The sequence below is a fragment of the Desulfofarcimen acetoxidans DSM 771 genome, from assembly GCF_000024205.1.
Taxonomy (GTDB): domain Bacteria; phylum Bacillota; class Desulfotomaculia; order Desulfotomaculales; family Desulfofarciminaceae; genus Desulfofarcimen; species Desulfofarcimen acetoxidans.
In genome coordinates this window covers 363200-375624 of the sequence record NC_013216.1, presented here as the reverse complement: position 1 = coordinate 375624, position 12425 = coordinate 363200, and the positions used below count along the sequence as shown (strand labels likewise).

The window sequence follows — 12425 nt, the reverse complement described above, 5'->3', positions numbered from 1 at the left end:
AAGAAAAAGTGTATTACCCTACCGCATAACTCATATTTAACATTTTAGACATGTTTTTTGGTTATGAAATGCTTAATTTCAAAGACTTTATTGATGTATGCAGGAATTTTATGCATAAGTGTCGAAGTTATGTATTACCCTACCATAATAAAGGGAGGTTTCCATGGCTTCGATCATTAAAAAGAAGAAAAAAAATCAATTTTATTACTATCTGGTAGAGTCTGCCCGAGTTAACGGTAAGCCAAGAATTGTCCGGCAAAAATATCTTGGACGTGCCGAGGATATTGCCAAGGCTGTTGAAGGCAAATCTGATTTGGAAAATCCCAAGTACAGTATTGTTTTAGAGTTTGGCACCGTGTGTGCTTTGTATGATATTGCCAAGCAGCTCGGTGTTATTGAAATAATTGATAAGTATGCTCCCAAACGCGAACAAGGGTTAAGTGTCGGAGAATATATGCTGCTGGCTGCTATAAACAGGGTCGTTAAACCTGTTAGCAAGTTCCAAATTGGTGAATGGTATGATAAAACAATGCTTTATAGAATGCTGCCTGCTCCAAAACAATCATTAACAAGTCAAAGATTCTGGGATAATATGAGTTTATTATCTGACTCAGCTATTGAGAGTTTTGAAAATGAATTTACGCAACTTATCGTTGATAAATATAATCTTTCTACCGATTTGCTTATTTACGATGCAACCAACTTTTTTACATATATTGATACGTTATCAGCCGATAAGTTACCACAACGGGGCCACAGCAAGGAAAAGAGGTCTGATTTGAAGATTGTCGGTTTAGCAATGATGGTTACTCCCGATTTCAATGTCCCTCTTTTTTATGATGTTTATCCGGGCAATGACAACGACTCTGTTGAGTTTAAGGCAGTTATTGAGAAACTTAAGAACCGCTATATTAATATTTGCGGTAAACCGGGAAATGCAACCCTTGTTTTTGATAAGGGAAACAATTCTCTAAATAATATGGATCTTGTTATGAGCGGTGAATTTGCTTTTAATGTTGTAGGTTCTCTTAGGCTTTCTCAAAATAAATCCTTGCTTGATATTCCAATTCAAGAATACGAGTCGGTTAACAGTGATAATTTTAGAAATGTTAAGGCATACCGGACTACGCTTTCCGTTTATAACCGGGAAATGACAGTTTTAGTGGTTTGCAATCCTGAGTTATTTGCCGGACAGATGCAGAGCATTGCAATTAATATTGAAAAATGTACTCTTAAGTTACGAGTACTGCAGAAATCATTACTTGATCGTGTTGCCGGTGTAACTACAAAAGGGCGTAAGCCCACGGTTACATCTGTACAAAAAAATGTTGCCACTATTCTTCACGGCGAGTTTATGAGTGATATTTTCGATGTTCAGATATATGAACAAGATGGTCTTGCTCATCTTGATTTTTCTATTAATATCAAACAATTTAACTATGTTAAAGAACATTTTCTTGGCAAGACAGTCTTATTTACGGATAATCATGATTGGCCAAATGATAAGATAATCTCCACATACAGATCACAATATCATATAGAAGACGATTTTAGGCAAATGAAAGACACTACATTTTTAGGTTTTCGTCCAATACATCATTGGACTGATCAAAAAATTAAAGTTCATGCTTTCTATTGCGTGCTGGCCTTAAGACTTTGTTGTTTGTTAAACCGCGTTCTGCATGAAAATGGCCTTAAAATGAGTATAAACAAAATGCTGTCAAGATTATCTGATATTAAACAGGTTATTACCGTTTATCCAAAGAAGGGTAATTCAAAAAAGGACAGGGAGTGTTTTTCATTAACGAAAATATCTGCTGAAGAAAAGAGATTATTAGAGGTTTTAGATATAGGGAAGTATGCACTTGGTGGGTAATACACTTTTATCCCTCCGATGCCTTGTGATTGCTGGCATAGAAGGGATCTGTTTCTAATAATTCGTAAACTCCCGCTAGCGCCAAGATAGGTAAGCAATTTCTAAAATATCGCACTTTAAGATCACTCCTTACAAAAACTTTTAAATACATAAAACACCATCCACAACAGCGATTCGGGGAACTAATCTTGCTTCACTCCTTTCAAGCGGCTTTCTGCTTATTTGATCAAAAAACAAAAAACCACGAAATGTACCCTTTTTACAGGCATACCTTCGTGGTAAGAAATATCCCTATTAAACTCTAATAAATCATCATACATTTCCCTCGAATGCGCGGCAAACGACTTCTCGTCGTTGTTATAAACATATTCTCTATAATTTATAGAATTCCTTCCCTGTTTAACAATAATTTTTAAATTATTATCTTACATTAAGTAATAGATTTGGCTCCATATTATTTATTATTTGATTCAATACTCTAAATTTTGCTTTATCATAAACTCTAAAAGTAGTTAAAGCTTTATTGGGATTATTATATACTTTCCAATATCTACAAAATAGATAATCTTTTCCCTTGCACTCAATAAAACTGACTACATCTTCTACCGGCATACCAAGGAAAATACCAACTTCATGGGCACATGATCTTTCAAAACGATTTTTTAATGTTTCCAAATATTGATTTAATATTTTTTCCTTTCCATAACCAAATTGTTGAAGGAAATCTATGTTATTTTTTTGAAACAACACTTTAGTTAAATTATTGTAATCATAGAACAATACTAAAGTACTATTTTCTGTTCTACGAATTTCATAGCATTCCAAACTCGTACTATCCATAAAGTCCTGTTTATATTTTTCCCATAACTCATGAAGATCACGAATACCTTTGGTGAAATTAAGAAGAGAAGCCGGCTTTTGTTTAGATATCGTTGGAGCGATATGATAAGCTATTGTAGCAAACAAGTATTTTTTGTCATCCCATGTTTTTCTTTTTTTTAAAAATTTACTAACAAGTAAATTATTCATTAGTTTATTTTTTTCCTCCCTAAGAAAAATAATTTTAGAAACATTTGTTCCCTGGTACCTCTCCCGGGCAGCAATTATTCTTAAGTTAAGATTTTAAGCCAACTTACAATTATTGATAATGATTATCGTTATCATAATACATTATATGCATTTATGTCAAGACATAGTATTTCATACACGTAAAAATTTAATTCAAAAAACACTATCATGATTTATAGTTTCAAAATAATTATTTTTTCAATTTTACTCCCCTTCTAGCTTCATATGTTTTTGATTGATATAGTAACTTTTTAAAAACACTAATTATTTAGGCTTAAAACACTTGAATCATACATCAAATTCGATGTATGATTATTTAAGTCAAACATTGATAAAATACTAAAAGAAAAATCTAAAAGTGATCCGGAGTTTGAAAAGGACTTTAGGGAGATGGAAACAGAATTAGAGGTAATAGCCCAAATAGTTAAGGCTAGAAAACAAAGAGGCCTTTCCCAACAAGAGGTAGCGGATAGAGCAGGAGTAACCCAACAAGTAGTATCGAGATTAGAAAACAGAAGTCACTCTCCAAATTTAAAAAACCTAGTAAAAATAACAAATGCTTTGGAATTAAAAATTCAGGTAGTAGACAACATAGGCAGCCAGTTAACCGAGCATAATGGTATGAGCGCTAAGTAGCCGGTACCATAGTGGGGTGATCATAACAATAAATCAGCATTTTGTACCTGAATAGTTACTATATTTTATCACCTATCGAAGAGTAAGAATTTCTTACTGACAGTTTTGACCTAAGAGTAAAGTAAAACCGGGGTTTTTATACCCGGTTTTACTTTTAGTATCATAAGATCTCTATTGAGATCTATTTATTCTACTTTTCCTTCCTAAAACACATGAACCAGTCAAGACAATATTTACCTTCTTCCTGTGATTCCATTCTTTCCTTAGCTGACCCACATGAACCAGGCGGCGGAATAATAACATCGTCTCCGGGCACCCAGTTAGCTGGAGTTGCCACGCCGTCACTGTCAGATTTTTGCATGGCAATAATCATTCGCTTAATTTCCTCCATATTTCTGCCGGTTGTCAGAGGATAGTATAAAATTGCCCTTACTTTTGAATTAGGATCAATTATAAAAACAGCTCTTACAGCCTGTGTTGTTGAGGCATTTGGTTGCACCATACCGAACTTCTTGGCAACATCCATTTTCAAATCTTCAATAAGAGGGAAAAGAACCTCAACATTTTTCATGCCTTTATACTCTATCTTATCTTTGATTGTCCTAAGCCAAGCTATATGCGCGTAAATACTGTCAATTGAGAGACCGATAAGCTCAGTATTTAGTTTTTTTAATTCTTCTTGCATCGTTGCAAAGGTCATAAATTCAGTTGTACATACAGGAGTAAAATCGGCAGGGTGACTAAAAAAAATAACCCATTTACCCTTGTAATCAGCAGGGAAGTTAATATCCCCCATTGTAGTTTTTGCCGTAAACACAGGTGCATCGTCACCAATTAAGGGCATTCTAAAGCTCTCGGACATACTATCCATTTTTATACCTCCTATAATTAATTTTATCAATTTATTATTTAAAATATTATATCAGGCATTGTTTTTATTTGCAATCATTTCAATATAAAAATGTTTATTAGTTTTATTTTTGCATTCCGGTTACTCTGTCAGCCAGATATCCCAATATATTTTGTAGAATATATAATACAGATAACAGACGATTTCCAACACTTATAAACGGACCAAAAATCAAGTATAAATAAAACCAATATAAAATCAGATTAACAGTAATGACTACATTATTAAAAACATTATCTACTATAGAAAACTATGCCTCTGGGGAGCCGACCCTGCTGTTATATAAAAAGAATACCTCCCCTGGAAATAGCTTTCAAGTCTTATCCGGAAACAGCAACTTGAGAAGAGACAAATTCACCATAGTATCCTCTTTTTTCCATAAGCTCCGCGTGACTGCCGATTTCAATTACTTTACCATTTTTTAAAACCACTAACTTGTCAGCGTCACGAAAGGTGGAAAGCCTGTGGGCTACGATAAGGGTGGTTCGTCCCCGGCGCAAATTTTTGATTGATTCCTGTAATAATCTTTCGTTTTCCGTGTCCAGGCTTGAAAGTGCTTCGTCCAAAATCAATATAGGAGAATTCTTCAGCATTGCTCTGGCAATAGCGATTCTCTGCTTCTGGCCCCCGGACATCTTTACTCCCCTCTCCCCGGCAATTGTATCGTAACCCTCCGGCAAACCGGCTATAAAATCATGTATGTAAGCAGCCTTGGCAGCCGCCTTGACTTCTTCCCTGGAAGCCCCCTGCTTGCCCAACTTTATATTTTCCAGAATAGAGGTGTTGAAAAGATAAATATCTTGAGGCACCATAGTAATCAAACTGCGCAGGTAATCCAAAGGCAATTCCTTTATTGCCATACTTCCAAATGCAATCTGCCCCCTGTTCACATCCCAGAACCTTTGCAGCAAATTGATACATGTAGTCTTGCCTACCCCTGAATGGCCCACCAGAGCTACCGTTTCCCCTTCTCCCACAGAAAAACTTATATCATTAAGCACGTTAGGCAGGTCTTCCCTGTAGCGAAACGACACATTGTTGAAACATATTTGAGGCTTTATGGTGCCTTCGGGCAAACTAACTGCTCCGTCCTGCACTGTTTCTTTGGCCTCAAGCACCGTATATACCCTCTCCGCTGCCGCCAGTATAATCCCGAAATTTCTGGCCATGGACGATATCTCCAGGACAGGGGTGAGCATATTGGCAGACAGTATTACGGTCACAGGGAGCCAGCTAAAATCCATCTGACCGCTGACAATCAGATAAGCGGAAACCCCCAAAACACAAATAATTGTAAGGGAGGAAAAAATATTTAGCAACGCCCCCTCAAAACCCAGTCTCCTGCCGTAGAAGTACAGACTTTGCCCCAACCGATCCGAGTAGAGCCTTAATCTGTCTAAAAAACCCCGCTCATAGTTGAAAGAGATAATCTCCCGCAGCCCCTGCACTCCGTCCACTGCCTCGCAATTAATATCGGCCAGCTTTTCTCTGGTGTCCTTACCCTGCCGGTCAGCTTTCCGGCTGAACCAAAAAGGTACGCTGAACAATAGAATAATCCAGGGAGTGACTACTAGAGGAAGCAACCAATTGATGCACCCCAGTAAGCCTAAGGTGATCAGGGAAACCAACAGCGCCACCAGAAAAGTCCCCGCAGTGTGGGCGAAAAACCACTCCAATACTTCAATATCAGCCATGAGTGTGGACGCCAGCTCGCCGGAACGCCGGTTCAACAGATAGGCCGGGGACACCCGCTCCACCGACTGATATATCTTAATCCTGAACTCCACCAAAATCCGAAAAGCAACCTCATGGGCAAACCACATATCTGAAAAATACATTACCACTCGCAGGCTAATGAGTAAAACCAGCGCGGGCAAAAGTGACAAAATCTGCTCCTTCCCCCCTCCCATGGCAGTTAGCCCCACCAGATAGGCAGCTAGGGTAGCGCCGGCTATGGCAAATAAATGATGCAGGGTGCCGCTGCTTATGGCTATAGCCATCCCTTTCCAATAAGGACGGAGATATAGAAGCAGCCTTGCAAAACCTGTGAGATTTAGTTTTGCCAGTATAGTATTCAATGTCATCCCCCGTCTCAGCCTTGCTGCAACCTAACCAGTTGCGCATAAATTCCCCCGAAACCAAGCAGTTCACTGTGGGTACCGGTCTCTTTCACCCTATGGTCATCCAATACAATGATGCGGTCAGCTCCCTTAATAGTGGACAACCTGTGAGCAATAATAATTGTAGTTCTGTTACGAACCAGTTTGTCTAAAGCTTCCTGAATCATTTTTTCACTTGCCCCGTCTACATTAGAAGTTGCCTCATCCAGGATCAAGAGTGGGGCATTTTTTAATACAGCCCTGGCAATTGACAATCTTTGCTTCTGCCCCCCGGACAAACGAACCCCTCGCTCCCCTATATGTGTTCGGTAACCATCTTTTAGATTCATTATGAAATCATGGGCATTTGCCAGCTTAGCCGCTTGCTCCAATTCCTCCCTGGTTGCGCCTGGTTTAGCTATTTTTAAGTTATCCTCAACAGTACCGTAAAAAAGATAGGTATCCTGAAAAACCACGGCTATCTGACTGCGCAAAAAAGACAATGGGTAATCCTTGATATCCCGACCATTAAGCAGTATACTGCCTTCCTGCTGCTCAAAAAATCGCAATAGCAGGTTCACCATGGTAGACTTGCCGGAACCGGATTTACCCACTATGGCAACTGTTTCACCTGGATTAACCCGCAGTGACACATTTTTCACCGCCGGCCTTTTCCCTGCTGCATATGAAAAGGTGACATTTTTGAAGTCTATCTCCGGGTAAGGGCAAACATTATTATCCCCGTTAAAATCCTCTTGATCCTGAATGCTTATATTGGTATCAAAAATAGCAAATATACCCCTGACCGCAGCAATACCCAGAAAACTCCTGTGCCAGTACATGACTAATTCATTTAAAGGTCTGAAACACTCAACTGACAGAAAAAGTATGATGAATAGATCAGCCAGAGGCAGCTCGCCATTACTCACCCTCAGTGCCCCAACACCGGCAGCCAGCGTTGAACCGGCGGCGGCGGCCCATTTGACCACAGCTGAATCCAGCAAAGAAATACCAAGGCCCTGCATGGAATGACGATAGTGTCCCCAGGCCTCCTCGCTCAGTTCCTGGCCCTTTTTCTTCCCTGCATTAAACATCTTCAAGGCAGCCATACCCTGCATGGCATCAATATATTGGGAATTCAGCCGGGCGTGCGACTGCCAGTATTCCAATATGATTTTCCCGACATATTTGCTCATCAACTGGGGAAATAACACCGTTATGATAATGCCGGTTAACGCGATAATTCCTACCACTCGATCCAGACTGAAAATATATAACGATATAAGACCGGAACCGAAAAAAGCCACCAAAAGTTGGGGGATATAGCCAGTCAGCAACGGTTCCAGAGACTCCACCCCGTCTGTGAGCAACGCCTGAATGCTGCCGCTGCGGCAGTTTTCCTGATAACCTGGTCCCAGGTTCATAACGTGCTGGAACAACCGCTCCCTGAGTCTGCTTTTCACCCAAAAGGCTATCCTTTTGGCATAAATCTCGTCCAACCAGTGAAGCAACGCCCGCAAAAGCACCAACAAACCGATACATAAAAGAACAAATCCCAGGTCCTCCAGGCTTTTTTTATAAAACACGCCTTTTAGACCGGCGGCTATGGCAAACGCCTGCCCCACATAGGTAGCGGTAATAAGCACCCCCATGGCAATTTTGCAGGCAATGTGAAGATAGGAGCCCTTGAGCAGAGAAAAAATTCTCAAATAGAAATTCATTATTCGTTCATCTCCACTTTTTATCTGACGATATGACAGATCACTTTTCCAGCCTTACTTTTCGGCCACAAGCATGAACATAGGTGTTGACCTGTACAGCACCCTGTCGTGCGCATCCCATACTTTGCCGCTGATATCCTCGTCAATAATAAGTTTGCAAAAGCCTGCTTCCAGCAATGCTGACTCGTCCCAATCGGGGCGCCGGCGGCTGCTGAGATAGAGTTGACGGGCTATTTTATCACTTTCCTCCATGTTGCTCTGATCATGGCTATCCGGTATACCCATTTGCCTGGCTCTTTCCTTATCCTCCCGGTAAAGTCTGTCCATTTCCGGATCAAACAGTCTCAAATGCCAATTGGCATCAAATACCATAAGCTTCCCACCAGGCTTTAACACCCGGTGCCACTCACGATAAGCTTGAACCGGATCCCTCAAGGTCCAGGTCAGATTCCTGCATACAATTAAATCAAAAGTACCCTCGGGAAAATCCAGTACATGAGAATCCATTTTATAAAATTGCACATGAAAACCAACCTTTTGGACATTGTATCCTGCTTCTACCAGCATATTTTCGGTACAGTCGATGGCGGTTACAGTATGGCCCATACCGGACAGTAGCATGGCAAAAAAGCCTGGTCCGGTACCGATATCCAAGACTTTTAGAGACTCACCCGCTGATCGATGTTCATCAATCAAAGCTGCCCAGGCGTCTTTTTTAAAGCTATTCATTTCCTTCCAAATGTTGTTGCTGTAACGAGAAGCAGCCCCCTGCCAGTAGTTTTCAATACGCTGCTGAATCTGCATCAATCATCTTCCTTTCAAAAATATTTTAGTCCTTGATAAGTAATAGTAAATAACTGTCACGTCATAACTGCTTCAAACTCTTGAAAAAATGCTGGAACTGCGAGCAGATGTAACCCACAGTTCCGATAAGAATTAAGGAGGTAGCTCAAAACGGCTAAGCGAAAAATAAATACCACAAGGTCAATGCCGCAAATTAACGGCAAATACCTTCGTGGTATATTTTTTGACAGCTTTAAATTTTGGAATAAAGATAGATCAGAATTTTATACGGCTTCATGCCGCCAATTTAATTTTGATGTTATTCATCTTACAGCAGGAAAGAACAATTTGTCAATATTATCAACAGCCTTATTTTAATAACACCCACAAATTTATGATGAATTGAATACTCTGGTGGGAAGATTTACGGTATAAATCCATACACTGCAATGTAAAATTTTTTTTAACTTAAAGGAATAATCAAAAAAACATCGAATATTAACACTATTATAATAAAGTGCCATGAAGGTATTTTATTCAAAGACAAGGGTATAAAAAGTTAAAATCAATTATAGACCATGAAGGTAATTTTCTTGTAGAAGCAAGATAATATCTTTCATGGTTTTTTATTTTATAGTTTCAGGGGGTGATTATAGTTTATATAAAGCAAAAGATAAATGGAAATTGATTTAAAATCCCATACACGAGGTGATAAAATGAAAAAATTAATATATTTAGCGTTATTACTAATAATAGTATATTCTGTATCCCTCACCGGTTGCGGCAACAGTACAGAAAAAACTACTGGTGTAAAAACAAAAGCTAAGGAACTCACTTTTTCCTGGAATAAAGATATCGGGGATTTGAACCCGCATAATTATTCAGCTCAGATGTTTGCTCAGGGTCTGGTCTACGAACCGCTGGTAACCTACGCTGAAGGCGGTAAAATTGAGCCTTGTCTGGCGGAAAAGTGGGATACATCTCCCGACGGCAGGGAAATAACTTTTACCCTGCGTAAAGGTGTAAATTTCTCCGATGGCACTGAGTTTAACGCTGCGGCGGCAAAACAAAACTTTGATGCAGTACTGGCTAATGCCCAAAGGCATGAATGGTTGGAATTAATTAATCAAATCGAAAAAACTGAGGTATCCGGTGACTATACCTTAAAAGTTTATTTTAAAAATGCCTATTACCCGGCGCTGCAGGAATTTGCTCTGATTAGGCCGATAAGATTCCTAGCTCCCACGGGCTTTCCTGAGAATGGACAAACCAGCGAAGCCATTAAAAAACCCATTGGTACAGGCCCGTGGGTGTTGAGTGAGTACAAAAAAGATGAATATGCTGTATTCACAAGGAATGAAAATTATTGGGGGACCAAACCCAAGCTAGAAAAAGTTATTGTTAAAATTATTCCTGATGGTGAAACCAGAGTAATTGCCTTTGAGAAGGGCGAACTGGATTTAATCTTTGGCAGCGGTGTTATAAGTCTGGATTCCTTTAAACAGCTCAAAGAATCCGGCAAATATGAGACTAAAAACTCCGGTCCTCTTTCAACGAGAGTTATAGCTATGAATTCCAACAAAGGAGCCACCAAGGATTTGCCGGTTCGCCAGGCTATTCAGCATGGCATTAATAAACAGGCTGTAATCAACGGAATATTTTACGGCACGGAAGAAAAAGCTGATACACTTTTTTCATCAAATCTGCCTTATTGCGATTTAAAATTAAAACCCTATGATTATAATCTTGAAAAGGCTGCCTCACTATTGGATAATGCCGGTTGGAAACAGGCAGACGGAAAAGAATTCAGAGAAAAAAACGGGCAAGCATTGGAACTGGAATTATGTTTTGACAGCACTGATAATATCCAAAAGTCTGCTGCAGAGGCTATGCAAGGTGATCTGAAAAAGCTCGGCATCAATCTAAAACTAATTGCCGAAGAAAGTCAAGCCTATAACCAAAGGCAAAAAGACGGCAACTTTAACCTTATTTTCAGCGAGACCTGGGGCGTTCCCTACGATCCACATTCATTGTGTTCTTCCATGAGAAAACCTTCCCATGCCGATTATCAGGCTCAGTCAGGTCTCTCCATGAAGCCTGAAATCGATAAAAAAATAGAAGAGGTTCTATTAAGCACTGATGAAAAGACGAGACAGGAGCTTTATACTTATATTCTGAAAACGTTACATGAGCAGGCTGTTTATCTTCCCATTTCTTACAGGACCAATATGGCTGTTTACCATAAGAATCTTAGCGGTTTTAAATTCTTATCAACTCAGTATGATGTACCATTAACTGATATTGACATCAAGTAAATTTATTGATTAGTCATATAATGGGGTTGGAATTATTTTCTTTCCCCATTATACTGACACTCAGGGAGAAAATCAGGTGAAAAAGTATATTTTCAGACGATTACTCAACATAATACCGGTGCTGCTGGGTATATCTGTAATAACCTTCGGCTTAATTCATATGGTACCCTGTGATCCGGCAGAAGTCTACCTGAGGCTGTCACAAATTCCTCCCACAGATGAAGCTGTTGCTCTGGTAAGATCCGAATTAGGACTGGACAGACCATTATATATTCAGTATTTTGACTGGCTGTGGAAAGTGTTTCATCTTGATTTCGGCAAATCCTTCGTGACAAGACAACCTGTTTTGCCGTCCGTATTATATTACATTCCAGCTACAATACAACTAACCGCTTGTTCTTTACTCCTCATGTTCTTAATAAGTATACCCCTCGGCATTTGGGCTGCTTTATACAAGGACAGCTTGCTTGACCAGTTTAGCAGGATATTGGCATTTATAGGCGCATCTATGCCAAGCTTCTGGCTGGGATTCCTGCTGCTGTATGTTTTTTCTTTAAAGCTTGATTTGCTGCCGGTTACAGGAAGAGGAACTTTCTTGCATCTTATTTTACCATCCTTAACTCTGGCACTGGGATATGCGGCTACATATACCAGGCTCTTGAGGACAAGTATGTTGGAGAACTTAAATAAAGATTTTGTATTGTACGCCAGAGTCAGAGGAATTAAAGAGAAGCTCATTATCGGTAAGCATGTTTTTAAAAATGCACTGCTGCCAATGATAACTGCTTTCGGAATGAGTCTGGGGCATTTACTGGCAGGCTCTGTCATAGTGGAAAATATTTTTGCCTGGCCGGGTGTTGGCAGGTACTGTGTTTTTTCCATATTCAGCAGGGATTACCCGGTTATTCAGTGCTATGTTTGTTTAATGGCTGTAATATTTGTTGTCTGCAATCTCCTGGTTGATATTGCCTACGTATATTTAGATCCGCGCATCAAAATAGGAAGGTAACTATAAAA

Annotated in this window: 9 protein-coding genes; 4 read left to right on the top strand and 5 right to left on the bottom strand. The window is 39.5% G+C overall.

From position 1 onward, the window contains the following. Positions 1–163 precede the first annotated feature (163 nt). Positions 164–1876, top strand: coding sequence for an IS1634 family transposase (locus DTOX_RS01835; protein ID WP_015756032.1), 1713 nt, complete (start codon positions 164–166; stop codon positions 1874–1876). Between the two features lie 420 nt (positions 1877–2296). On the opposite strand, the gene DTOX_RS01830 is transcribed toward DTOX_RS01835, so the two are convergent. Further along, a complete protein-coding gene (locus DTOX_RS01830; protein WP_015756030.1) occupies positions 2297–2905 on the bottom strand; it encodes a DUF3793 family protein in 609 nt (202 codons plus the stop codon). 429 nt (positions 2906–3334) lie between these two features. Here DTOX_RS01830 and DTOX_RS01825 point away from each other — a divergent pair, with 429 nt between their 5' ends. After that, the gene (locus tag DTOX_RS01825; protein ID WP_052292893.1) at positions 3335–3580 is read left to right on the top strand and encodes a helix-turn-helix domain-containing protein; all 246 of its coding nucleotides are present in this window, start codon (positions 3335–3337) and stop codon (positions 3578–3580) included. 190 nt (positions 3581–3770) lie between these two features. On the opposite strand, the gene DTOX_RS01820 is transcribed toward DTOX_RS01825, so the two are convergent. The 4 genes from DTOX_RS01820 to DTOX_RS01805 form a co-directional block, all read right to left on the bottom strand. Beyond that, positions 3771–4451, bottom strand: coding sequence for a peroxiredoxin (locus tag DTOX_RS01820; RefSeq protein ID WP_015756029.1), 681 nt, complete (start codon positions 4449–4451; stop codon positions 3771–3773). Between the two features lie 359 nt (positions 4452–4810). Then, entirely contained in the window at positions 4811–6574 is a 1764-nt protein-coding gene (locus DTOX_RS01815) for an ABC transporter ATP-binding protein (RefSeq protein WP_042315262.1), read from the bottom strand. Positions 6575–6582: 8 nt separating this feature from the next. Then, on the bottom strand, positions 6583–8310 hold the full coding sequence (locus DTOX_RS01810) for an ABC transporter ATP-binding protein (protein WP_015756027.1): 1728 nt from the start codon (positions 8308–8310) through the stop codon (positions 6583–6585). 54 nt (positions 8311–8364) lie between these two features. Then, positions 8365–9114 carry a class I SAM-dependent methyltransferase gene (locus DTOX_RS01805; protein ID WP_015756026.1) on the bottom strand — a complete coding sequence of 250 codons (750 nt, stop codon included), beginning with the start codon at positions 9112–9114 and terminating at the stop codon, positions 8365–8367. Positions 9115–9809: 695 nt separating this feature from the next. On the opposite strand from DTOX_RS01805, the gene nikA reads away from it, so the two are divergent. Both nikA and nikB read left to right on the top strand, forming a co-directional pair. Beyond that, positions 9810–11408, top strand: coding sequence for a nickel ABC transporter substrate-binding protein (gene nikA, locus DTOX_RS01800; RefSeq protein WP_015756025.1), 1599 nt, complete (start codon positions 9810–9812; stop codon positions 11406–11408). A 76-nt stretch (positions 11409–11484) separates the two neighbouring features. Further along, entirely contained in the window at positions 11485–12417 is a 933-nt protein-coding gene (nikB, locus tag DTOX_RS01795; protein WP_015756024.1) for a nickel ABC transporter permease subunit NikB, read from the top strand. Positions 12418–12425: the final 8 nt, after the last annotated feature.

Bases quoted from the DNA above. Each gene is read 5' to 3' on its own strand.
- DTOX_RS01820 (WP_015756029.1), bottom strand. From the start codon at position 4,451: ATGGATAGTATGTCCGAGAGCTTTAGAATGCCCTTAATTGGTGACGAT.
- nikA (WP_015756025.1), top strand. From the start codon at position 9,810: ATGAAAAAATTAATATATTTAGCGTTATTACTAATAATAGTATATTCT.
- DTOX_RS01810 (WP_015756027.1), bottom strand. From the start codon at position 8,310: ATGAATTTCTATTTGAGAATTTTTTCTCTGCTCAAGGGCTCCTATCTT.
- DTOX_RS01815 (WP_042315262.1), bottom strand. From the start codon at position 6,574: ATGACATTGAATACTATACTGGCAAAACTAAATCTCACAGGTTTTGCA.
- DTOX_RS01830 (WP_015756030.1), bottom strand. From the start codon at position 2,905: ATGAATAATTTACTTGTTAGTAAATTTTTAAAAAAAAGAAAAACATGG.
- DTOX_RS01805 (WP_015756026.1), bottom strand. From the start codon at position 9,114: ATGCAGATTCAGCAGCGTATTGAAAACTACTGGCAGGGGGCTGCTTCT.
- DTOX_RS01835 (WP_015756032.1), top strand. From the start codon at position 164: ATGGCTTCGATCATTAAAAAGAAGAAAAAAAATCAATTTTATTACTAT.
- DTOX_RS01825 (WP_052292893.1), top strand. From the start codon at position 3,335: ATGGAAACAGAATTAGAGGTAATAGCCCAAATAGTTAAGGCTAGAAAA.